This window comes from Paraburkholderia sp. Clong3, from assembly GCF_050436485.1.
GTDB lineage: Bacteria > Pseudomonadota > Gammaproteobacteria > Burkholderiales > Burkholderiaceae > Paraburkholderia > Paraburkholderia tuberum.
Genome location: NZ_JBNDMH010000003.1, coordinates 1,149,306 through 1,173,259, shown reverse-complemented (window position 1 = coordinate 1,173,259; position 23,954 = coordinate 1,149,306). Strand labels below are relative to the sequence as shown.

The 23,954-nt window shown below is 61.0% G+C and carries 15 protein-coding genes and 3 pseudogenes; 9 read left to right on the top strand and 9 right to left on the bottom strand.

Annotated elements, in window-relative coordinates; translation table 11 throughout:
• Positions 1 to 97: 97 nt before the first annotated feature.
• From OKW30_RS28745 to OKW30_RS28735, 3 genes and pseudogenes are all read left to right on the top strand, one after another.
• Positions 98 to 662, top strand: a pseudogene (locus OKW30_RS28745) (cytochrome b).
• Positions 663 to 778: 116 nt separating this feature from the next.
• Entirely contained in the window at positions 779 to 1,354 is a 576-nt protein-coding gene (locus tag OKW30_RS28740) for a YceI family protein (protein WP_429348266.1), read from the top strand.
• A gap of 48 nt (positions 1,355 to 1,402) precedes the next feature.
• Positions 1,403 to 1,984, top strand: a complete 582-nt coding sequence (locus OKW30_RS28735) for a YceI family protein (RefSeq protein WP_184071527.1) — start codon at positions 1,403 to 1,405, stop codon at positions 1,982 to 1,984.
• A gap of 190 nt (positions 1,985 to 2,174) precedes the next feature.
• Here OKW30_RS28735 and OKW30_RS28730 read toward each other — a convergent pair.
• Together OKW30_RS28730 and OKW30_RS28725 are read right to left on the bottom strand one after the other, a co-directional pair.
• A pseudogene (locus OKW30_RS28730) lies at positions 2,175 to 2,614 on the bottom strand (family 1 encapsulin nanocompartment shell protein); the annotation flags it as partial.
• Positions 2,607 to 3,662: a Dyp-type peroxidase gene (locus OKW30_RS28725; protein WP_429348265.1), complete on the bottom strand. Its 1,056-nt coding sequence runs from the start codon at positions 3,660 to 3,662 to the stop codon at positions 2,607 to 2,609. The gene OKW30_RS28725 and the pseudogene OKW30_RS28730, both read right to left, overlap by 8 nt.
• Positions 3,663 to 4,135: 473 nt before the next feature.
• On the opposite strand from OKW30_RS28725, the gene OKW30_RS28720 reads away from it, so the two are divergent.
• A complete protein-coding gene (locus OKW30_RS28720) occupies positions 4,136 to 5,464 on the top strand; it encodes an IS110 family transposase (protein WP_184071579.1) in 1,329 nt (442 codons plus the stop codon).
• Here the strand turns inward: OKW30_RS28720 and OKW30_RS28715 are convergent.
• A pseudogene (locus tag OKW30_RS28715) lies at positions 5,406 to 6,109 on the bottom strand (IS6 family transposase). The gene OKW30_RS28720 and the pseudogene OKW30_RS28715 overlap by 59 nt on opposite strands.
• 301 nt (positions 6,110 to 6,410) lie before the next feature.
• On the opposite strand from OKW30_RS28715, the gene OKW30_RS28710 reads away from it, so the two are divergent.
• Entirely contained in the window at positions 6,411 to 7,163 is a 753-nt protein-coding gene (locus OKW30_RS28710; RefSeq protein ID WP_429348264.1) for a response regulator, read from the top strand.
• Between the two features lie 31 nt (positions 7,164 to 7,194).
• Here OKW30_RS28710 and OKW30_RS28705 read toward each other — a convergent pair whose 3' ends face one another.
• Positions 7,195 to 7,467 carry a response regulator gene (locus OKW30_RS28705; protein WP_429349184.1) on the bottom strand — a complete coding sequence of 91 codons (273 nt, stop codon included), beginning with the start codon at positions 7,465 to 7,467 and terminating at the stop codon, positions 7,195 to 7,197.
• The gene (locus OKW30_RS28700; protein WP_429348263.1) at positions 7,359 to 8,657 is read right to left on the bottom strand and encodes a sensor histidine kinase; all 1,299 of its coding nucleotides are present in this window, start codon (positions 8,655 to 8,657) and stop codon (positions 7,359 to 7,361) included. Before OKW30_RS28700 ends, OKW30_RS28705 begins: the two co-directional genes overlap by 109 nt.
• Before the next feature lie 219 nt (positions 8,658 to 8,876).
• Here OKW30_RS28700 and OKW30_RS28695 point away from each other — a divergent pair, with 219 nt between their 5' ends.
• Positions 8,877 to 9,197 (top strand): DUF4148 domain-containing protein, encoded by a 321-nt coding sequence (locus tag OKW30_RS28695; RefSeq protein ID WP_184071534.1) that lies wholly within the window; start codon positions 8,877 to 8,879, stop codon positions 9,195 to 9,197.
• A gap of 1,166 nt (positions 9,198 to 10,363) precedes the next feature.
• Here the strand turns inward: OKW30_RS28695 and OKW30_RS28690 are convergent.
• The gene (locus tag OKW30_RS28690; RefSeq protein ID WP_429348262.1) at positions 10,364 to 10,666 is read right to left on the bottom strand and encodes a hypothetical protein; all 303 of its coding nucleotides are present in this window, start codon (positions 10,664 to 10,666) and stop codon (positions 10,364 to 10,366) included.
• 1,003 nt (positions 10,667 to 11,669) lie between these two features.
• Here OKW30_RS28690 and OKW30_RS28685 point away from each other — a divergent pair.
• Together OKW30_RS28685 and OKW30_RS28680 are read left to right on the top strand one after the other, a co-directional pair.
• Positions 11,670 to 12,545 (top strand): tyrosine-type recombinase/integrase, encoded by an 876-nt coding sequence (locus OKW30_RS28685; RefSeq protein ID WP_184062687.1) that lies wholly within the window; start codon positions 11,670 to 11,672, stop codon positions 12,543 to 12,545.
• Between the two features lie 23 nt (positions 12,546 to 12,568).
• A complete protein-coding gene (locus tag OKW30_RS28680; protein WP_429345668.1) occupies positions 12,569 to 13,738 on the top strand; it encodes an IS91 family transposase in 1,170 nt (389 codons plus the stop codon).
• A 565-nt stretch (positions 13,739 to 14,303) separates the two neighbouring features.
• Here the strand turns inward: OKW30_RS28680 and OKW30_RS28675 are convergent.
• The 3 genes from OKW30_RS28675 to OKW30_RS28665 all read right to left on the bottom strand — a co-directional run bounded on the left by OKW30_RS28675 (position 14,304) and on the right by OKW30_RS28665 (position 21,661).
• Positions 14,304 to 18,746, bottom strand: a complete 4,443-nt coding sequence (locus tag OKW30_RS28675) for a DEAD/DEAH box helicase (protein WP_429348261.1) — start codon at positions 18,744 to 18,746, stop codon at positions 14,304 to 14,306.
• A gap of 677 nt (positions 18,747 to 19,423) precedes the next feature.
• Complete coding sequence (locus OKW30_RS28670; protein ID WP_429348260.1) at positions 19,424 to 20,176, bottom strand: hypothetical protein; 753 nt, start codon at positions 20,174 to 20,176, stop codon at positions 19,424 to 19,426.
• A gap of 672 nt (positions 20,177 to 20,848) precedes the next feature.
• Complete coding sequence (locus tag OKW30_RS28665; RefSeq protein ID WP_429348259.1) at positions 20,849 to 21,661, bottom strand: hypothetical protein; 813 nt, start codon at positions 21,659 to 21,661, stop codon at positions 20,849 to 20,851.
• Positions 21,662 to 22,750: 1,089 nt separating this feature from the next.
• Between OKW30_RS28665 and dinB the strand changes: the two genes are divergently transcribed.
• Positions 22,751 to 23,896, top strand: coding sequence for a DNA polymerase IV (dinB, locus tag OKW30_RS28660; protein ID WP_184071581.1), 1,146 nt, complete (start codon positions 22,751 to 22,753; stop codon positions 23,894 to 23,896).
• The last annotated feature ends 58 nt before the right edge of the window (positions 23,897 to 23,954 follow it).

The window sequence follows — 23,954 nt, the reverse complement described above, 5'->3', positions numbered from 1 at the left end:
AACGATCTGTTCCCGCCCACCCGCCTATTCAGTTTGAATGGGCATCCCTACTATCCGCATTCTCACGCGGCTTCTCGCGAGCAACGGATAGAACACGATGCAAACACACGCTTGCGCTCGCACGCGCTACCACGGCGCGGCGATCGCGCTGCACTGGCTGGTCGCCGCGCTGATGATCTGCGGCTTCTACATCGGCTGGATCATGACCGATATCCCCGGCTTCACGCCGACGAAGCTCAAGTACTTCTCGTGGCACAAAATGGATCGGCGTGACCGTGTTCGCGCTGGCGCTGCTGCGGGTGCTGTGGCGCGCGACGCATCGCGCGCCCGAACTCGATGCCGCGACGCCCGCGTGGCAGAAGGCCGCCGCGCATCTGGTGCACGGTCTGCTGTATCTGCTGATGCTCGCGATTCCGCTGTCCGGCTACTTCTACAGCTCGGCGGCCGGCATTCAGGTCGTGTATCTGGGCATCCTGCCGCTGCCGACGATCATCGGTCCCGATCAGGCGCTGAAGGCCGCGCTGCGCACGGTGCACGTGCTGCTCAACTACACGCTGCTCGCGCTCGTGATCATGCACGTGCTTGCGGCGCTCAAGCATCAGTTCGTCGATCGCGACGGATTGCTCGCGCGCATGGTGCCGTTTCTGAAGACCCGCGCATAACGATACGACAGCTTGAAGAAAGCCATCACTTTTGTCGATTGGTTACGACTGGTTGGCAATCAAATTCCTCGCGGTGTGCAATCACGCCGCGAAGCTCGGATAGGATGCGTACCATCATGAAGACACCCTTTTATCTCTCCGCTCGTCGCGCGACGCTCGCTTCTTTCGCGGCGCTTGCGCTGCTCGGCGCGAACCTCGCGCACGCCGACGTCGACCTCGCGAAAAGCAGCGTCATCGCCACGACCAAACAGATGAACGTGCCCGTCGACGGCAAGTTCAGAAAGTTCTCCGCGCAACTGAATTTCGATCCGGCGAAGCCTGCCGCGGGCAGCGCGAACGTGTCGATCGACACCGCGAGCTACGACCTCGGCGCCGACGACTACAACAAGCAGGCGCAAGGCAAGGAATGGTTCGACAGCGGCGCCTTCCCGAGCGCGACCTTCGTGTCGAGCTCGATCGCGCCGGCTGGCGGCAACCAGTACAAGGTGACCGGCAAGCTGACGATCAAAGGCAAATCGCAAACGGTCGTCGTGCCGGTCGTGATCGCGAGCCAGGGCGCCACGCAAACTTTCGACGGCTCGCTGCCGATCAAGCGCACGCAGTTCGACGTCGGCACCGGCGAATGGAAAGACACGTCGGTGGTCGCCGACGAAGTCGTCATCAAATTTCATCTGGTCGCGGCGAAGAAATAACCCACAACGCCGCAGCACCGCCTTACCCTTCGACCTCTGGAGTCCACCTTGAAGCAATCCTTCCTGCTCGCCGCCGGCGCGCTCGCCGCTGCATGCTCGTTCAACGCGATGGCCGCCGCCGAAACCTACCTGCTCGATCCGACGCACACGTCGCCGAGCTTCGAGACCGACCACTTCGGCGGCCTGTCGATCTGGCGCGGCAAGTTCCAGAAAAGCAGCGGCACCGTCGTGCTCGATCGCGCGGCGAAGACCGGCACGGTCGAGGCGACGATCGACCTGACCTCGGTCGGCATCGGCAACGACAAGCTCAACGAGGAACTGGTCGGCGACAAGTTCTTCGACACCGCGAAGTTCCCGACCGCGACCTACAAGGGCACGCAGATCCGCTTCGACGGCGACAAGCCGGTCGAAGTGATCGGCACGCTGACGCTGCACGGCGTCACGAAACCGGTCAACCTGAAGATCGAATCGTTCAAGTGCATCCAGCACCCGGTTCTGAAGCGCGAAGTGTGCGGCACCGAATCGGTCGCGACGTTCAATCGCGACGATTTCGGCATCGACTTCGGCAAGGCGTACGGCTTCAACATGAAGACCACGCTGCATATCCAGGCCGAAGGCGTCAAGCAGTAAGCGCATCGCGCCCGGCACGGCCGGGCGCCGAACTACTGGATCGCGGGCTGCGCCGGCGCGTGCGACGCGCATCGCATCCTGCGATGCCCAGAGGGCTCGATGATATTCAACGGGCGGTGGTGCGAGACAATTATCCTTTGCCAGCATTACCGCTGGCTCAGGCCCCGGCCCGTCCACTTAGCCGACTGTCCGAATTCGCGAGGCCACCTCTGGCATCCGCCCCAAGCAGCACGGAGTATGGGCCGACAACGCCCGCGAGCCGCAGCTTCGAAGACTGCGCTGTCCTCGGCGAGTGTCAGCTCGCTCGCGGCGGTTTTCGCGGGCTGCCAGTCGCCGTCGTTCGAGCCGCGCTCCACGCTATCGATCGCCTCGCGCTGCAGCGTGAACGGCATGCTCAGCTGCACCAATTGCTTGACTTCGTAGAGCTTCGCCGACACGCCTTTCCTCGGCGCCGCGACGCTCGTCTGGTGCCCCGTGCCGATGGCCGCCAGGGCCGTGCCGCCCCGGGCTTTTCACGTCCACGACGCGCCGCCCCGCGACGGAGCGCCTGAAGGCGCGCGCCACTTCGGCTTCCATCTGTTCCCATGCGTCCTCGGAAATCGGCGCAAGCTCGCGATGCAGGTTATTCATATTGTGAAGTTCCTTTAAGTGAGCCAATGTTCAATGTTCCTCTGCGGCTTGTTTCGTTTGATGGCGTGCTGGACGGCTGAGATGACGTCGACGCCGCCGCAGAGCCTCTGTCCGGGAGCGCATCGAGCAGATCGGCGGACGGCACGAAGAAGAGACCTCCCGTCACTGCGCGGCTGTAGTCGAGCAATCGGTCGTAATTGCCCCGCGGGCGACCGACGAACATGTTTTCCATCATCTGCTCGATCGGCGCGGGCGTGCGCGCATAGCCGATGAAGTATGTCCCAAACTCCTTTGCGCCAGGACGGCCGAAGGCCATGTTGTGCCGCAGGATCTTGATCTCCTGGCCGTTCTCATCGATGGTCGTGAGCGAGCTATGCGAGCACGAGGGCTTCACAGCCGCGTCTAGTTCGACGTCGGACAGCTTCTTGCGCCCGATGATCTTTTCCTGTTGCTCCACCGTCAGGCCATCCCATGCATCCATATTGTGAAAGTACTTCTGCACAATCACATAGCTGCCGCCCGCGAATTCCGAATCCTCCTCGCCGATGATCGTGTGGTTCGGGGCGCTTCTCCCTGATGGATTCTCCGTGCCGTCGACGAAGCCCACCATGTCGCGCAGGTCGAAGTAGCGAAAACCCTGCACCTCGTCGACGACCGTGACGGCGTCGCCCAGTTTGATGAGCAACTGTGACGCGAGCTCGAAGCATAGATCCATGTGATCCGCGCGGATATGCAGCAGGATGTCTCCGGGTGTGGCAATGGCGCGGCGCTCGCCCGATCCGACCTCGATGAAAGGATGCAGCGACGCGGGACGCGGCGCGCCGAAAAGAAAATCCCACGCTTCGGAACCGAAGCCGCACACGCAAGAAAGGTTAGCGGTAGGCGCGCGCGTGCCGACCGCGCGGACCAGCGGGGCAATGTCGCCGCACCATTCACGCACGGTGTCGGCTTGGCCTTCGCCGCGCGCTACCGTGAGTGTGAGGAAGATCGCACTTCGGGAAATCGGATCACAGACGGCTTGTGGTTCGGGAGTGTCGTTGTTGGGCATCTGAAATTTATTTGATTACGCCAAGGGAGTCACGACGGCATTCATGCAACGGCGGACCGCGATGGACTCGAAATAATGCTGGATTTCGTCACCCAAGCAAGCCTCGCCCCGTGCGCACATGGTCGACCCAAACGCCTGGACGTTTGCCGCTTTAGCTTCGAGTCCGCGGGTGCGCTTGCGCTCGTCAGCGAATACTCAGCGTCCCAAACCCGTGCCGGGTACGGTGTTCCTGAAGAAACGATGTTGCGATGGCGATGGGCTATAACGTGGTCAGCAGCGCCGCGATGACCGAAAACCCATTGGTGCGAGCTTACGACGTTGGCAAGCGTCGTGAAGCGAGCCCGGCACTCAGCATGGTCCGGGAATCGTCGGTGACAGTGGCGAGCGGCGCGAGCCGCATCCCGTTTGAGAGATCGAGTCCTATACGACGCTTCCCATGGCGCTGCCATTCATCAACGATCGCGAGACAAACGATGGCAATGCGCAAGCGGGAAGACGGTCCCGAAGTGTTTCCGAACGCAGCGGGAATCGATATAGGTAGTTCGAGCCACTGGGTAGCGGTACCCAGGACCGCGGACGATGGGCCGGTGCGAGAATTCGGCACGATGACCGACGATCTGAACGCGATGGCCGACTGGTTGCTGGCGTGCGGTGTCGATACGGTGGCACTCGAATCGACCGGAACCTACTGGATACCGGTGTACGAGGTGCTGGAGCGGCGCGGGCTGGCGGTGTGGCTGGTTGACGCGCGGCAGATGAAGTACGTACCGGGCCGCAAGAGCGACGTGCAGGACTGCCAGTGGCTGCAGAAGCTGATGAGCCTGGGGCTGCTGCGGGCGGCCTGGCGCCCCGGCGACGAGGTCTGCGTGGTGCGCGCGGTGGCACGCCAGCGCGAGGTGCTGCTCACTGAACAGGGCAGCTGGGTGCAGCGCATGCAGAAAGCGCTGGTGCAGATGAATATCCAGCTTACCGAGGTGCTGAGCGACATCATGGGGACGACGGGACAGGCGATCATCCGCGCCATCGTCGCGGGCGAACGCGATCCGAAGGTGCTGGCCCGCTTTCGTCACGGCCGGATCAGGCGCAGCGCCGACGATATCGCGCGTGCATTAACAGGCAACTGGCGCGAGGAGCACCTGTTTGTGCTCAAGCAGGCGCTGGCGATGTACGACGACCTTGCCCGTCATCTTGGCGAATGCGATACCCGCCTGCAGACGCTGGTGGACGAGCGTGGCGGGCACCACGTCGACCTGGGCAAGGCGCCGAAGGCCGGCACCAGGCTGCGAATCAACTTTAACGAGCGGCAGAGACTCGCCAACTGGGCGGGCGTCGATCTCACACGCATCAACGGCTTGGGTGTGTCCACCGTCCTGACACTGCTGTCCGAGATCGGCCCGGACCTGAGCCGCTTTGCCAGCGTCAAGCAATTCTGTTCGTGGCTGGGGCTGACACCCGGCACAAAGATCAGCGGCGGCAAGGTATTGTCCTCGGCCACGAAGCGCTCGGCCAACCGGGCGCGGCAGGCGCTCAAGATGGCGGCCATGACCCTTTCCCATAGCGACTCGGCGCTGGGCGCGTTTTACCGCCGCCTGTGCGCCCGCATGGACAAGCCGCGCGCCAACACCGCAGTCGCACACAAGCTCGCGCGCATGGTGTACTTCATGCTTACTCGCGGCGAGGCCTTCGTCGATCAAGGGCAGCAGCGCTACGAAGAGCAGCAACACCAACGAAGTATCGCTGCCCTCAAACGTCGCGCCGCCAAGCTTGGGTTCCGCCTTGAATCAGTTCCGGTGACAACGTAAAAGCTACCGCCGAATAGCTTTTGTTTCTTGAGAGGGTTCGCCGTCGCACCGGCTCACTATATTGCCTTCGCAGGGCGTTGTCACGTTCGCGCGACAGGTTGCCCACCTGATCATGGACCGAAGCGAATCGTTGTAGTTGACGCACTGACTTGAAGCGGCGCATCACTTTCTCGCGTATCCGCGTTGGCTGGTGCGAGTTCTCCGCCCGGTTGTTCAATCCTTTGTGCTGGCGGTGTTCGACGTTCAACCCCAGATCCTTGTTCGCTGCGGCGTAGCTCTTGAGCTTGTCGGTGATCAGTACACGCGGGGCGCGCCGTGCTGGTCCACCGCACGCCACAACCAGTGCTTCTTGCCGTTGATGGTGACCACTACTTCGTCGAGGTGCCACTTATCGCCGCGGGCCAACGCGGTAGAGCGAATACGCCGGGCAATGCCCAGGCCAAACCTCACCGACCAGCGCCGCACCGTCTCGTAGGTCAGATCGATGCCGCGCGCGCCCAGCAGTTCTTCGACCATGCGCAGGCTTAATGGGAAACGGTAGTACAACCACAGCGCGTAGCCGATCACGTCGGGCGGGAATCGGTAGCCGGCATAGGAAATGGTGTCGGTGGCAGGTGCGTCGTGCTGCAGGGCGGCTCGTTTCATATCAGAGATTGTCGCCGGATCTCCGTCAACCTGCCAACAACGTGACAGTACCCTTGAAAGACAAGCGCCGATACAGGCGATCGGCTGGAATTGTGCGCCATCAGCAGTTCCAGCCAGTCAAGCAGGAAGAAGTCAGACTCCGATACACTCGTTCGCTTTTCGCATCGCGTGACATAGGCCGGTCTCAACGGCAAACCGCGTGTAAGATCGTTCGAATACTGCCACCGTGGCCGATTGCTGTAATTCGAACGCCGCTTGCTTCATCCGTACGAATGTGCATGTGTTGCCGGGAGACGATGCGATGCGCGTACTGCTCGTCGATGATCACGAACTCTTCAGAGCCGGTCTCGGACTGCTCATCAAGGAGCTTTTTCCGGATGTCGAACTGCTGCATGCGAATACGTTATCGCATGGAGTCGATCTGGCGATGACCGAGCAGCCGGACATCGTTTTTCTCGACCTCGAACTCCCTGACGGGCACGGTTGCGACGCGCTGGTCCGGTTGAAAGACGCACGATCGTCCTTGCCCGTGGTCGTCGTATCGGCTGATGAAAGCATGGAGACGGTCGGTCGATGCCTCGAACTCCGCGCGATGGGCTACGTGCCGAAATCGTCGTCGCCCGAAGCACTCCATGCCGCGATCGTTGCCGTGCTTTCAGGCGGCGTGTTCCTGCCCGCGGCGAGCATCGCCGGGCTGAGGCGCGCGATCGACATCGCCGGGGCACCGGCACGCGAATCAGCAGTAGCACAGCCGACGAACGGCGGCGCCGACCCTTGGGACGCTCCGCTCCTTGGACTCACGCCGCGTGAGTACGAAACACTTGCGTGGCTCGTACGCGGGCACCCTTCCAAAGCCATCGCGTCGAAGATGGGGCTCGAAGACATCACAGTGCGCAAGTACATCAGTCATCTGCTTGCGCACTTCAACCTGCGGCGCCGCACTGAACTCATCGTGATGCTGGCCGACAAGGGCATAACGCTCGGGACGCTATCGGTCACCGATCCTTCGCGAGATCGAGACTCGCCTTCCGATGGGCCGCAACGAACCGGCTGATATTCGCCACCAGATCTTCCGGTGCCGAGGACTAGCGCAGCAGCACGAATGGCTCCGGAAAGTCGCGAAGCACTTGAACGGAGAGTAACTCGCCGGTGATGAATGCGACCGGAATAACGCCCGCCCACGCAAAGTGACGCCTGATCCGATCGGCAACCTCCTTGCCGGAAGCCCCATCGCGCAGCCGGATATCGGTCACGATGAGATCGGGAATGCGGCTATAATCGGCGAGAATGGCTTCAAACCCGGCCATCGACTCCGCGGCCTGCACAAGCGAGCCCGCGCTCGAGAAAAGGCGTCGCAGGCCTTCGAGGACGGTTGGTTCGTCGTCACACAGCAGCATGAACGTGCCGTTGAGAATATGGCCCGCTTGAAGAGTGACCGCTCGGTCTCGATGGACGGCGGGGCCACTCGTCGCCGCGCGAGTCTGAGATCGATTCCCCGCAACTGGGCCGTCTGCCGGTATTGCTCGAGCACCTCGGTCAACAGGTTGGGCGTATTGACCGACGTCAGGCGGGGAACATACGAGCCCAACTCGCTATAGTCCTGGATGTCCTTGAACATGTCGAGGATGTCGGACGCGGTCTCCTGGATGACGTCGAGGTCGCGTTCCACCGCGCGTTCGTCCCTGATCCTCGTCCGGGCACTGCGGATGAAAAGGTTGATCGCGGCGAGCGGCTGCTGGATGTCGTGATACGCCGACGAAAAGAACCGCTCCTTCTCCTTGACGAGTTCCTGCATGCGCTTGTTCTGTTCGTTGACCGCACGCGACGCAGCTTCGACGCGCGCCTTGGCCGCGCGCAAGTTGCGCTGATACATGAATTCGCGTCTTGCCGAACGTTCCAAGGGAATACTGACAACCAGCCCGATGGCATATGTCAGCGGCACGCTCGTGCCGTGCGCAATCACCGACGACAGGTGCATGCCGAACCTCTCGCCCGGAGGCTGGAGGTAGAGCATGAGCAGGTAGCTCGCGACGCAAAGCCCGACCAGCCACGCTGCCGTGATCGCCCGAAGCCGGAAAGCCATGAATATCGTGAACAGGGTAAGCGTCAGGATCGAATAGTGTTCATGCCACTGCAGGTCAACGATCTGCAGCATTCTGAGGGTGGCCAACCAGGCGCTGAGCGTCCACATGCAGAGCAGCCCGACGGCCCAGCGTTCGTCGAGTGCGCGCGGGGTCCACAACAGGACGGCCACGCCCATGCCGATCGCCGCAGCGGTTCTCACGAAAATGAGTTCGTTGTGGTGCAGGTAGGAGGGATCGAGTATGTCGAGTCGCCCGAAATCACGGATGGAAAAAACGATCCATAACGCGGTGAAGATTGCGATGGCCAGTCTTCGCTGTCCGGAGAAGCGCTGCGCGTCGTCCATCCGGAACGCACGTTCCTGAGCCGCCGATCTGAACCTGCGCACACCCAGAGGCCCGACGATCTCATGGCGATACTCGATCAGAAATGTCGCCGTCCGCGGATACGGCAGCGTGACATTCAAACAGAATAGCAGGACGTCATTCGAGTCCGAACACACAAATGTAGCGGTACGAATGTGCCTGTCTGCTTCCGGATTCCTACATCTTTCGCAGCTCGATTTCGGGCGCTCGCCTACCTACGTGGGTGTCGGCGGCGTGGGCTGTCGTCGAAAATCAATATGACAGCGCCGGGAAACGGGAGTCGAGAAATCCTGCTTGCTGGCAATTACGAGGAGGTTGTCATGAAATCAGTCGTTATCGCGGTTGCCGCAGCGTCGGCGCTTTCCTTCCCTCTTTTCACGTTCTCTCAGACCGATCCGACACCGACACGTGCCCAGGTGCGGGCGGAGCTACAGCAGCTCGAACAGGCCGGGTATGATCCGGCCAAAGGCGAGGATGCGAGTTATCCGAGCGACATCCAGGCGGCGGAGGCACGGATATCGACCCAGAGCCCAACCGCGTATGGCGGCGTGCCCTTCGGCTCATCGACGTCCGGTTCCCGCGCGGTCGTTCGCCCCGCCTCTACCGAAGACATGAAGCAACTCTATTTTGGAGGCGAGTAGTACCTTCCCCTTCTTCCCGCTGTGGTGTGCCACATCGGAACCGCTGCTTGATCAATCGCGGAACGACCTGTGCGCCGGAAATGTCAATCTTCGGCGCACGCCGGAATCTGGGAGCGATTGCCCCCTTGTGCCGCGATCCCAGCGACCATTGCCTTGCTGCCGGGTTTCCCGATTGTCCACGAACGGGCCGGAACTGACCGGCGAGCTTCCGTAAGCGACCCACTTCTGCCCCTCGACCGACGGTATCTCAACGGGAGCTTTAGCTGGCGGAGCAGACAGTCGGAAAAGTCGTTCGGAGGGAGGCACGAGCGATGCGCTGGCGTGGGCGCTACACTCGCTACACTCATATCTGTACTCCGACTGCGATGACGATGGAGACGGCGAGGACCCACAGCTCGATGGCGGTGAAGCGGGGGTATCCAATCTTTTTCATCGTCTTCCTCTCCTTATGGCCCGCAGCCTGAACTTCATTGGGCATTCCTGGCCGGCAAGTACCTGCTCTGGCCGTCGTCGATGTGCAACAAATCGAGGGCTTGTACCTCAACCGACGTTGAAACCTCGGCCCGAGGTCGAGGTCGACGCGCCGTACCTGGCCGGGGTCTGCGCCTGTCTACCGGTGGCGGGCGCTTTCCGCCGCTCGCTGACCGCCCGGTAAAAAAAAGCCGGCGGAAGCCGGCTTCGAAGGAGGTTCCGTTTTTCCCAGGGGTGGGAAGGTAGGAACCTGAGGAGACTCATTGTGTCAACGCGTTGGCCGGGTGATGTCCTGCAACTGTTCACAAGCGTCCAAACTAATCCCTGCCGATTCGATCCTCGCCTCCTACATAACAATCGCACCGTCCATGGAACCATGATATGCGGATGGTCCCAAGACGGCCATTCTACGAACGGTTGCCGCAGTCGTACGTGAGCGTCGGGCTCTTATACTCGTGTATATCATCGAGACGATGAAGCGGGCCGGGCGTCGAACAAACATATCGCGGTACAACAAGACGGAGCCTGCCTGCCCGAGCGGCGGGTACTGCGGGGTAGCAGACGTCCGAACGTCTGCGCGAAGGTGCCGACCAACGTCCGTAGCTGGCCGGCCTCTGCCGCTTGGACGGTCGCGATATCGGTATGCATGGTCCAGCGCAATTCCATTCGGCGCTGATCGGGTCGGCCGAGCGCCTTTACTCGCCCTTGCGTGCACCGAAGAGCGGCAGCATCCAGAATGGTTTGAGCCACTGCGCCCAAAGGGGCGCGGCCTCATGCGGAATGCCCCGTTCGGCGTTCGACGGCTCGCGAGCGAGCAGTTGTACAAGTGTTGCTTCCGCTATCCGGCGCCCCTCCGCAAAGCTCATAAAAGCCGGCACCAGTGCGTTGAGTGCAATCGGATCCGCGAGCAGCCCACGCAATGTCTGCTCGTCCATCGCTTCGAGCTGCAGTTCGTACTCGATTTGCAGCGTGCTTTGCAATTCGGCCAAAGTCAGCATGTCCACCTCCCGGTTGATCGACGAAAATGGTTCGAAGCTTCTTCGCGCATACCGCCTGCATAGCTCGCCATTGACGATCGGAAGCGGCCGCAGAGGTCTCCACCATGCTGCGGCCCGAGCGCATGCGTGCTGCGTATCCGTTCCGTTAGTGAATAGTATGGCGCATTTGTGCAGAGCAGCAAATATCATTTTCATGCCGGGTCGCACTCCAGTTGAAGAACACTTTCTGATCAACATTCAAGGGCTTACCCGCATACCGGTTCACAATGTTGAATCAAAAGTGAGACTGCTGCAGCGCACACAAACGCAGTATGTCTTTTTCGACATTGTCCGGACCGCAACGGCTCCCAGCTGCGCCTCACCCGGTGCGGTTCACCTCAAATCCGCACAGTCGTACCTATTTACCTAACCTCCCTTGTGACCAGACGTGTGCGCGACAATCTACGGTATGTGAGGCAGGATACGCACTGAGCGGCAGTACCCGATATTTAACGACGAGTATGGGGACGCTGAACGCGCAATCCTTAGCCATGTTCCAGGCCCGTCTACTCTCTGTTGGGTCTGGCTGCGAACTCTTTTCGAAGAACCCGTGGCGGCGAGCACCGATTTAACGTCGGCGGGAATACGTCGGCGGAAGCTTCACGTTGTTTGCTCAGTTAGCTCAGATGGACCAAGCCCACGGACATCGAAGGGAAAACCGGGGAACCGATTTTCTCCGCATGCCGACAAGAGACCCTCCTCCCGCGATCGTCGGCGTTCATGCGCTGCTCGCCGACGCGCGCCTCAACCAGCTGACGCGTACCGACCCGCTCCGGCCACTGGATCCAGCGCTAATTCACCGGCAGCTTCCGAGATGCAACGGTCATCCGCGTCTGTAAGGACTAAACCGCTCGCGCGGTAGGGGGCTGCGGCCCGTCTCTGGCGGCGAATGGGAGGCCAGTGGCGCCGGCGCTTATGTTGGTGGTTGAGGCAATCCGCCTCGTCCTCCAGCAGGAGCCCCATCATGACCTCCTCCGATCCGGGCATCAGCCCGCTGCGCCGCCGTATGCTTGAGGACTTGCGCATGCGCAAGTTCGCACCCAAGACCCAGGCCGCCTACCTACGTGCCGTACGTCAGTTCGCCCGATACCTCGGGCGTTTACCCGATACCGCCACTGTCGAGGACCTCCGGGACTACCAGCTGCATCTGGTCGATCACGGCGCGTCGCCGGTGTCGCTGAACGCCGCGATCAGCGGTCTGAAGTTCTTCTTCGAAGTCACGCTCGGCCGGCCTGAGCTGATGGCGCGGATGCAGCCGGTACGCGTGCCTCGCACGCTCCCGGTTGTGCTCAGCCCCGAGGAGGTGCGCCGGCTCATCGCGGCAGCCGGAAACCTCAAGCATCAGACCGCGCTGTCGGTCGCCTATGGCGCCGGGCTGCGTGCGAGCGAAGTGGTCGCCCTCAGGGTCAGCGACATCGACAGCCAGCGCATGACCCTGCGCATCGAGCAGGGCAAGGGCCGCCGTGACCGCTACGCGATGCTCTCGCCGGTCCTGCTCGAACGTCTGCGCGTCTGGTGGCGCGTTGCCCGTGCCCAGGGCTGCATGCTCGATGGCGGGTGGCTCTTTCCGGGCCTCGATCCGATCGACCCGCTCAGCACGCGGCAACTGACCCGCGCCATCCATGCGGCCGCCGAGACCGCAAACATCGACAAGCGCGTATCCATGCACACGCTGAGGCATTCCTTTGCCACGCACCTGCTGGAACAGAAGGAGGATATCCGCGTGATCCAGGTGCTCCTTGGACACAGGCAGATCGAGACCACCACGCTCTATACCCAGGTTGCCACTGACCTCCTGCGCAAGGTGGTCAGTCCGCTGGACCGCCTGCCCGCCGGCTAGCCCGGCCGCACGCGGAGCACCCCGTGCTGGAGGTCGCGGATATCTTCCGCGCCTGCGGGCCGGCGTGGCGGCGCACGGTAGCGCTGAGCCTGGGGCAGCTGAAGGTCATGTCGGCCATCGAACAGTGCCGCAGTGCGGCACTCGGGGGGCATGTGCTGCGCTGCGCCGGCTGCGACCGCATCGAGGTTGCCTACAACTCCTGCCGCAACCGTCATTGCCCCAAGTGCCAGGGCAGTGCTGCGCATCGCTGGCTCCAGGCACGCCAGGCCGATCTGCTTCCGGTCGGGTACTACCATGTCGTCTTCACGCTGCCCGCGCCCATCAGTGCCATCGCCTGGTACAACAAGGCCGTCATCTACGGGCTGCTGTTCGATATCGCCGCCGAAACGCTACGCACCATTGCCGCTGATCCGAAGCACCTCGGCGCCCAGATCGGCGCGACGCTCGTGCTGCACACCTGGGGCTCGGCACTCACGCATCATCCGCACGTACACGGTATCGTCCCCGGTGGTGGGCTGTCGCCCGATGGTCAGCGGTGGATCGGATGCCGGCCCGGCTTCTTCCTGCCGGTACGTGTGCTATCGCGCCTGTTCCGCAGGCGCTTGCTCGAAGCGCTCACGGACGCGCACCGGCACGGCCACCTGCAGTTCTTCGGCCAGTACGCTGAACTTGCCGACCCAGCTGTCTTTGACGTGTGGCTTGCGCCGCTGCGTGCCTGCGAATGGGTCGTCTACGCAAAGCGTCCCTTTGCAGGACCCGAAGCAGTGCTCGCGTACCTGTCGCGCTATACGCACCGCGTCGCGATCTCCAGCCAGCGCCTGCTTGCATTCGATGAACGCGGCGTGACCTTCCGCTGGAAGGACTACCGTGCGAAGGGGCACACCCGCTACAAGACCATGACCCTCGAAGCCGGCGAGTTCATGCGCCGCTTCCTGCTCCATGTGCTGCCCGGTGGCTTCCATCGTATCCGTCACTACGGACTGCTCGCCAACCCGGTGCGCCGCGCCAGTCTCGCGAAGGTCCGCGAACTGCTGCACGTCGCGACCGACGTCAACACATCAGCTCACGAAACCGTCATCGAAACGCGCCCCGCCTTCATCTGCCGGCACTGCGGCGCGCCGATGATCGTCATCGATATCCTTGCGCGCATTGCACCGATCCGCGCACCACCCACGCGCCGGGGCGAGATATGAGCGCCACTGTTCCAGGACGAACAACCCGACCCTCGGCTTTGCGGCAACGCGGCCCACGAGCAGACCTTTGCGTCTGTCGCTTCGCACAGGCCCTTGCACGTCCGTTCCGCCATCACGATGGCGCCACTGCACCGCTTCGGCACAACCTCAGCCCTCAACCGGCCTCCCGCCTGACCACGCATCCCGCAACACCGCTCGCCATCCCGGGCAATCAATCGCCATAGCCCCGAAGACTCCATTGCATCAGAGCACTCCGCGGTTTCCTCCCTTCAGGTTTATTCAACGCCTGCCCGCACGCGCCGGCGCGCACCCCGAGTCCACGGACATGGGCAGGCATCGAACAAACCTCAAGAGTATCGGTCGGCGAGCACTCGGCCATATCTGCCGGTCGCGTTCAACCAATCGCGACAGTAGCGAGCGGCCGCTGCCGGAATTCGCAAAAGGGAGATTTAATAATAAGACCCACAAGAGACGATTGCGCCCCCAAGCGGCTTTCTGTGACTACGATTTATGATGCCCAGTGGGCTCGCGAACAGGCGCCCTGACTCAGGCGCGTTGTCGGGGGTTACCGCGGCCATCCCCCGTGGCGCGCTGCCCGCCCGGTAGTTGCGCGGTGATTCCGTAAAGCAGCGCCCGGATTCTTGCAGGACTGGCAGTGTCTGCCGTAACCGCCTGTGCCTTCCTTGAGTTTCGGGTCCCAGAATTCCGCGAGCGCTCGAATGTGCCCACACTTCGCGCAACGCTTCTTGCTCCCATCGGCCAGAGATTCGACATCTTCCTTGATGGCAGTAACGATCTGAGCGTCGGCCGTTTCGTCGATTGCGTGGTTCGACAAGTCATGAAGCCGTCTGGAGAGCGTCTCCACCGGATCGGCACCAAGGTTAAATCGGTTGAGCCGCAGGAACTTGTACCCGTAGGATTCGAGGATGAACTGCCGTTCCACATCCTCCGGCCGATAGTAGTGGTCCCAATTACCGTTGTGCACCTTCGACCGGTTCACGAAATGCTCTGCGAAGCCGTCGTATTCAATTATCACGTTCAGTGTCCTGCTTCCATCATAGTAACGAAGCAGGAAATCGCACCGGTAGGCCGGATGCTCGTAGAAAGGGTCTAGCTGGCGCAGGTATTCGCCAACCGGGAACTGGGCGATGACCTCGATCTGTTCCGCGTGGCGTTGATAGAAGGCGCACTTGGAGATCCAGTCGAGCACCTTGGCTTCCATTGGCGACGATGGATCCACATCCTGCGCGGTTGGTAACGCGCGCTCAGTCAGAAGGTTCTGGTAGTGCATCAGCACCCGCCCGATCCCCCCACGGAAACTCTCGACCGGTTTTGAGAGCACAAACAAGAAGCCTTCCTTGCCGCGGCTAAACCCGACGTTCAGGCGCTGCGCCTTGAGCGCCTCCTCAATCTTGTCGACCACACCGTCGAGCGTGACAGGAAAGATGTAGTTGAGCGCGTCGTGCGCTTCGGTGGCGACCATGCTGAAAACAATCAGGTCGCGTTCCTCGCCCTGACACGTATCGAACGTCATGATTTTCAGCTTGAACTCCGACTCGAACCGCTCAGCCTGCGAATCGCGATACAGCACTTCATTGAGCAGCTTCAACTGCTCCCGGAACGGCGTGATGATGCCGACGGTGGCCTTCTCGCCGTCCTCAAGCATGCGGTGCAACTCGGCAAGAATAAAATCGGCCTCAGCTCGGTTCGTATTTCTCCCTTTCAAGCCGGGCTCGACATTCTCCAGCACCTCAAAGCGAATGACCTCTTCAATGGGGCGGCTGCGGATCTTGATGGCCTGCAACTGGCCGTCATAGAACGTTTTCGACGAGAAGCTGATCAGTTCCTGATACCCCCGAAAATGCTTGCGCAGCATGATTTGGTAGTTCGCTATCAGGTCGAAGAACTCGAGAATGGACTTCTTCACATCGAAGTGCCGCAAACGTTGGAGTTTCGTCGCAGCGTCAGATACGTTCGCGCGAAAATACGCTTCAATGTCCGTCAAATGGCTGGCATTGATGGCATTGCTCGCTTGCGCGGACTTCACGTTCGAGAACTGCTTCTGGTCGCCGAATACAATAACCTTATCCGCACGCAACAGGGCAGGGAGTGCTTGCGCCACCGACACCTGGCTTGCCTCATCAATCACGACAATGTGAAAGAGGCTCTGCCTGAGCGGAACGTATTCCGCGTACTCACGTATGCCGGCAATGATGCACGGAAACGCCTCCGAAAGATGGTGAAATTCATTCTCGGGAAACTTCTGCTTGGCCTTGATGACGCCTCCGATCTCCTTGGCTGTGGCAGACTTGTTCTGCAGGAAATCGATGAACCGCTGGTCGATGACACGCGTCATGCGGGCGGTCTGCAACTGCTCAAGTCGCGACTTGGTTCCCACGTAGTCGGTCGTAGGCAGGCTGCGAAGTGCGCTGGCGATCCGCTGCCACTCGGCCGCATAGCGGACCGCCTTGACCGTGAAGGTGAGCATCGACTCGACGCTCTCAAAGCCGTCCCCTCCGTAGTGAAGCCTGTGCGCGAACACCTCCGCAGGGAGCGCACGGATAAAGCCGCCTACCACGGCAGCCAACGTCGACGCACCTGCCAGTCCGCTCTCACGGTTGCGCAAGAGCCGGTAGACGAAGCTGGCATGCTCCGTCAACTGCAAGGCCTCGAGCCCTTCGCGTATACGCCCAAGCGTCGACAATGCCACCTTCATGTCAGCGAGCCGCTTGTGCACGTCGACAGGGTCTGGGCAGGGAAGTTCGGCTCCGAGGCGCATGTTTACAGCCTGCAGCCTCGCGCGCCGGAAAAGAAAGCCGAAGAGCGGCATCCGCAGGGCCTCGTATTCCGCGACATACCGCATCAGGATCTGCTGATGCGTGACTTCAAGCGTTGAGAACGTCTCGAGTGCCGTCGGGGATTGAATCGACGTCGACAAGCGGTCGGCTACCCCCATGGCACTCAGCAGCGAAAACACCACGCCCAGAGTCGCGCCGGGATGCTCCTGCTGAATGCGCGCAACGAGCGCGTGCGGCAGGCCGTTCGCCGCGAGGTCGTCCGCCGCACGCGCGAGCTCTGGCAACGACGTCGGCGCAACAGGTGTCTGCAGCAACGCAGTCAGGCCCGGCCGCACAGCGTCAATCTCACGCTCGCTGTCGTGGAGGTCACGCAGCGCGGACAGCTTGATCCCAGAGAGCACCGCGAGCGTTTGCTCGATATCTGCCTTCAGACCTATCTCGGTGGACTGCGTCTCGGCTTCAATATTTGCGGCATGAGCCTTCGCCGCGTTGTGATGCGTCTTGATTTTTTCCCGCGCCGAAGCGGTGATGAGACGGTTATAAGTGCCACCGGACTTGCCCAGGCGGAGAATCGGATTGGGAAAGTCATCGTCGCCGTGGCGAACCCGCTGGATCACGGTCTCCAGCTTGTCCTGCACGACATCGAGCGCTTCAGTCTTGTCCGAGAGAATGAGGACGTTCTTCCCGCTCAGGATTGCATCGAACGCAATCGAGGTTATCGTGTGTGACTTGCCAGTACCGGGCGGCCCCTGCACGGAAATGTAGCGACAGCGATCGTCGCGAACTGCAGTGTGGATCTTGCGTTGTTCCTCGTTCAACGGAATTGGCGCGACCGCAACGAGCCTGTCAGGGATGGACTGCGACTCCCACGCATCGTCGACCGCGTCGCGTACGGACACGGGATTCTCCGTAATGAAGCCCCGCACGATGTTCTCGAACATCTGCTGTGCGCCGGACTGCTCCTGGTCGAACGCCGCCAGCAACTCCTCGTAGTCGTTGAGAAGCGCCTCGTCGGACCGGTCGAAAATCGCGAAGTACGCCGCGTTGGACACCTTGAGCGTCGTGCTGGATTGCTGCTGCAGGGTGGGTCGACGAAGGTCAAGGCCAGCTGCGAGGTCGAGGGCGGGAATTAGCCTACTGACGACCGTCTCCATCTCGTCAACGAAGCTGCGTTCACCGTCGACGTACACAATGCGGTCCTGTACTGGCGAGATCGGCATCGATGCGGCCTCACCGTGCTGCTCCTGCAGAATCCAGTCGATTGCATGCTTATTTACATACAAGTGCGGATCGAACTCGAAAGCGAACTCGCGGCGCTCATCGTCGAATTCGAATGAGCCTGGCACGTAGAAGAGGGGAAATGCGTTGGAGCCGAACCTTATCTCGCACAGGTACAAGTAAAACGACTGCTGTTCGGCACTGCGTAGTGCCGACTGAAGGTCGCGAATCTCCTGAAAGGCGTCAGCCGTCGCGAAATCGTCAAAGAACGACTGCATCCGGGCGCGCAGGCCGTCGAGTGTGAAGAACTCGGCGAACACTCCCTCCATCGCGCTCGCCTCGCCCTTGACGAGAAGCGTGTTGACCGCACCCGGAAGGTTCTCCAGGACGCCAGCCACAATGGCTTCGGTCAGCTCCGATTCCACGTCGTACACCGACTCGATCGCGGAATAGGCTTGCTCGCGAAATGGCCCCTCGAGGAGCGCGAGCAGCGGCTGGACGAGGCGTTGTCCGGTCGCCTCTGCGAAGTGCAGCTGAACGCTGTCGATGAACCGTTCCGGGTTCTCTACGGCTTTTGCGCGACGCGCAGTCGCAAAGTCGATGGTGGTGCCGGTCAGAGCAGTGACGACGTCCGGTTCGATCGCCGCGATGTGCTGGCGAATCAGATCCCGCAGAGTGGGGCTGATCGGTGCCGTGTATTTGCCCGGGGGCACACTGAAGCGCAGGCCATCACGGGGCGCGGCAGCCGCGAACTTCCACACCTGAATGTAGAGGGACGCATATTTCCGCAGAGGCATGCCCGTGCGAAAGCCTACGTCGCTTTTCAGCTGGATGCGTCGACGCGGGGCCTGCTGCCGCTTGAAATCGGTCTGCAAGAAGGTCAGAAAATACCGCAACACCCTCTGGGAAAACCCGCTGACGCCGTCCGCGACGGGGTGAGCTCCGCCGGAGGCTTCGGGCGGCGTCTTCGGTTCTGTGGCTTCGTGCTGCACGCATCCCCCGGAGGTCATACCATTGGTCTGCAGCGAGTATAGCGCGGCTAAAGCCCGTTCAAAGTAGCCCCAACGAGAAGCCCCACCGGTGTCGCGCGCGCGGCTCCAGACTAAAGGACTGGCACAGTCAGCTTTGCCGCCTTCACGCGGCCAAGCGGCGACGGGGGGCGAGATTTGGACTTACGTGCGTCAAGCTTGCGCTGAGCGCGATGCCAAGGGAAGCCGGCCGCCCCCTCGACCTGTAGCCTTGTGGGGTTGAAGGATGGGCGACAGAGGGCAAGCGCAGCGTGTAGAACGCGCTACGCGCAAACTCGCAGAAGAAAATGAGCTGTCGGTCTTCGAGCAGCCTGGCCGTCTGTTTTCAGGTCGATAGCGCCTTCTATTCTTTTCTGGAGACCGGTCATTCAGGGAGGAGTACGGTTGGGGCAGCTCGAACGACCGGATTGGCCGACGACATGACGAAGTGATCTACGCCCGGACGGCCGGTACCAAGGGCGGAGCCGACATTCGAGTGTCTGCGCAATGGCGTTGGCGAACGGCAGAAAGTGGCCGACTCCAGTCCACGATGCTCACTGCCCACGCTGCGCAGCAGGAAGATGGGTGGTGTTCTTCCAGGTAGACGAGCGCAACCTCTTGTGGCGCCGGGGCTGACTCGATGGCCCCGGGCTCGCCGCACGTCACATCATTCCGCTGTTGCTGCCCGTACTGCCAGTGACGGAAAAAGGTGCGGACGTCGCTGTAAGCGGATGGGCGAAACCCGCCGCGGACAGCAGCGAGACGGCGGCCTGATCGGGCATGCCATTGGCGTCGAGAGCCCCTGCTGCCGCTAGCGCGCCCAGGTCGCTGTCGACACCTATTTGGCCAACGGTAAAGGATGTCGTTAGAAACGCCGGTGCCGTCAGCGTGACCGCATAGCGCTGCTGTAGATTCGTGACGACTGCCGATTGCGCAGCCTGCACGTCGGCCTGGTTTGCCAGCACCTCCTGGAACTGTGAGTTGGTCGGGAAGCCCGCTATCAGACCGCTCTCGCTCGTGCCGAGTTGCGAAGCGATGTAGACAAACATCAGTTCGGTCTCTGGCGTCGTATTGAAGGTGCCGCCGGCAAATGCCACCGAATGCAGGCCGATGCCACCAGAGGTCACGGTGAGGATGCAGGGAGGCGTGGCATTGAACGTAATCGCGTAGTGTCCACCGCCGTCGGACAGCGTGGAGCCCGAGCCCTGCACACAACTGAAGCTGACCGTCGCGCTGGCGACCGCACTACCGGTGGCGGCCGTGCCGGATATAGCAACGGTTGGCGTCACGTTTCCGCCACCGCAACTGTCGAGGCCGATACAGGCGTTTCCGCCGCAAGCGGCGAGCGTTGCGAGGGAAGCCACGCAAATTGCAGCCAGCGCCGGACGAACGAAACACGCGTAGTGAGTGTTCATGGTTGCCTGCCGTTGATAGATCGGGATGGGGCAATCGGTTCCACGGAACGGACCAATGCGACGTACAATTTTAGCGCCCCATGCTTGGAGACCGTTCTACACGTCAATCACATTCGCCGGTGTTATCAACTGCTGAACGGTGGCTCGTCGGCTCGCCGACACGCGAAGGCCGACCCGCAGCGGCCCGTCGATCCAGCGCGACATATAGGGCGGCTTCCAAGGTACAACGGACGTTCGTTGACTCGACTTTTCCTTGTTGAATGGCTCATTCCGAGGGAACAACGGCCACGGCTTCCTGCGTCACCGCGCATTGTGGCCCGACGGTCTTGGTCCGCCGGCAAAACCCTGTTGCGACCGTGCGCAGCGGAGGCATCGCCCGAAGTTGGCCGGCAGCATTGGCCGCGGACGGCCGTCGAACCGGTGGTAACCCGTGAGCTGCCTGCACCGCGTGCGTGGGCGCTTCGATGCGCACGCGGCGGCGTCGAGTCCCGAATTGCGGTCGACACACGTCGGGGTGCCGCAACGCGTGCGGCCGTGAGGTGATTTTTGCGGCGGCTTGCGTCGCGGCGATCAGGCGCCGGCACTGACCACCCTCGCCGAACACGCGTGCCCGAATGACTACGACGACGCCGTGCATGGCTGAACCTTCCCGACGTCGCGAGCTGCTAGCCATCAAGCGGTGCTCCGCTTGAACACGTGATAAAAATTTCGATGCGGTGTCGTGAATTCGAAATTTCTCTGCTTTACGTAGGCATCGAGCCAGGACTTGACGAACGCGAGCAGCGTGGCATCGACCACGAAGCCATCGCCATACTCCTTATACGACGTGTCAAGCGCGTAGACTCCGGCGTTGGGATCGAAGAAATACAACGACCCACCGCGGCTACGATAGAACGCGATCGCATGCTTGCCTTGCGTGCATTCGACCTCGATGATGACCGCCCTGCCTTGGCGGAGGTTTTCCCCAGCTTCCGCAATGGTCTTGTCGTCAAGTCGGTTGACACCGCCGCCGGGCGCCGGTTCCTGTGCGATATGAATGTCGTCTTCCAAGTCTGCTTCTACGAGCCCCAGTTCGCGGGCGACCGTGCTCACCGGTCTGCCGCTGTAAGTGTTTTGCGTCATCGCGGCAGCCAGCATGGTATCTGCGTTGCGCGGACCGCTTTTACCCTTGTCGATCAAACTTGCGAGCGGGGAACCCGCCGGCGGCGAAATACCTTGGCTCATGCGGCTGACTGGATTCAACGGATTGGCGAACCGCTTCGTCGTCGGGTTCAGCAACGGACCGTCCTTGTTCAGAATGCCGTTGGAGGTGGTCATTTTTTCCTTGACCCAGTTCAGCACGGCGCCCATACAAACACCATGGGCCAGACCTTCCGAATAGTTGCTGCCCATTACGTCTCGATTGATCTTCTGAAAAGAGTCGCTCTGAGCAAACTTGTACTCGCGGCGTGCATATTGGTTTAGCGCACTGAAGTCCATTCCCATTGTGTAACTTCCCTTCGGCTGAATGCGTGGCTGATCAAAAGCGGGGTGAGCGTCTCAAACAGCAGAACAACCGGTGCGCGCGTTTTATTCCTGTGCCGAGCGGATCTTGTCGGCTGCGTGACGTTCGGCGTCCGATGTTCACCAGCAGAGCGAGCGCGAGCGGCGATCAACGCGGCTCGGCGAAGCAAAGACAGTCGAACGCAACGTACGCGAACACCGCTGCTGCGATCAACCGCGAATGGCCGGTCAGCTCAAGCAGCTTCGTGCCGGCTGTAGCGCAGGCTACTGTACGAAAGCCATGCCAGACCGGGCATCATCGCGGCGGCGACCGTAGGCCGATCGGACGTCGAATCGCGCCGCACGACGCCGCGTGTTCGCCCAGACGTGCCTGCAGTCAGCACGCGGCCGGCATGTCTCGATCGATGACGACGCCGTCGCCTCGGCGGCTCGCGAAAAACTCACGCGAATGCAGACATCCCCTCTTGACCACAAGGCAAACCAGCAAGCGGCGGGAGCCGGAGCGACGTCCGATAACGGCCTGGGAGCGGTCGTTGAACTGTTTCTCATAGGCCGAAGTTGATCGGCTGAAGATGGGCCGATCTTTGCCGGCGACGCGATGCTCGCTATCATTCTTTCGGTTCCTCAGCGCAGTTCGAGTTGGGGCTTGGGCGCGGGGCCCCGAGAGAAAAGCAATCGGGCCCTGCACATGAAACCCGTCGACGACGGAGAGTCTTGCCATCCGCCTCAAGCGCCGAAACGTAGGGTGCGTCGATACGCGACTGCATGTGACGATCCGCTTCAACGTTTCATCGATGGAAGTAGCACACCTCCTTTGCAACCGGGTCGGACTTAGTCTCCTCCGTCGCCCACCCGAATAGACATGAGGAAGCAGCCCAGCCCTCGCCGAAACTCCCCATTTATATTACAAAAACGGTGCCGCCACCTGACAAAAATACTGTATGGATGTACAGTTTAGGCATTTGATGGGGAGAACGCGATTTCTCAATGTTTCGATGTTCATCATCCGGGGCTCTGCGGAGCGCCGCGTTGGCCCAGCTAGACACTGAACGCTAATTTGAGTATCAAGGCATGCCAGATCATAGGCGCATAGCCCACATTGACATGGATGCATTCTTTGCGTCTTGTGAACTTTCGCAGTATCCAGAACTGCGAGGCCAAGCCATGGTGGTCGCGGGCCGTCGTTCGGATGCGCCCCGAACGAACGCAGACGGCACGCGTGAATTCTCGCGGTTACGCGACTATACGGGCAGAGGTGTATTGACGACTGCAACCTACGAAGCACGAGCGCTCGGAGTTCACTCTGGGATGCCGGCGATGAAGGCGGCCCGACTGGCGCCGAATGCCATTCTCCTTCCGGTGAACTTTGACCTGTACCGAACATACTCACGACTGTTCAAGGAAGCAGTTCGATCCGTAAGTCCTACAATCGAGGACGTGGGAATAGATGAGGTCTATGCCGATCTATCGTTCTTGAATGACGAATCGGAGCAAATTGCACGGAACCTGAAATCCGCGGTCGTCGAGGCGACCAATCTGACCTGTTCGGTTGGAATTGCGCCAAATAAGCTCTTGGCAAAATTGTGTTCCGACATGGAAAAGCCAGACGGAATCACAATTTTGCGGCTTGAAGATTTGCAAGCAAGGATCTGGCCGATGGCTGCCGGAAAAATCAACGGTATTGGGCCGAAGGCCAACGCCAAGCTGACGTCTCTCGGGATAACGACGATCGGTGAAATTGCCGCATGCGGCGAGCAATGGCTGATCGAACAGTTCGGACGGAGCTATGGGTCATGGCTTCGCCAAGTTTCCCATGGGCTCGACGACAGGCCAGTGGTGACTCATAGCGAGCCTGTCTCGATGAGCCGAGAGACTACATTCGAGCAAGACCTGCACGCCGTACGGCACAAGCAGGAACTCGGTACCGCATTTACCCGTTTATGCGAGCAGGTGGCGCTAGATTTGCAGCGTAAAGGCTATCTCGCGCGAAGGATCGGGATCAAACTTCGCTTCAACGACTTTCAGACAGTAACGCGTGACGTCACTCTCCCAGAACCTGTTGCGGACGCTAAGGCACTGCGTCACGCGGCCACCCAATGCCTGAAACGGGTCGAACTTGTTAAATCCATCAGGCTACTGGGGGTCAAGGCGGGCGGCCTCCAACGTGCGGGAACGACGGCGAGCGAGGCGTCGTCGCAGTTCGAGTTGGATTTTTAATGCGCGTACCACCTTACCGAGCAAATGTATCCTAACTTACCAAAAACGACCAAAACAG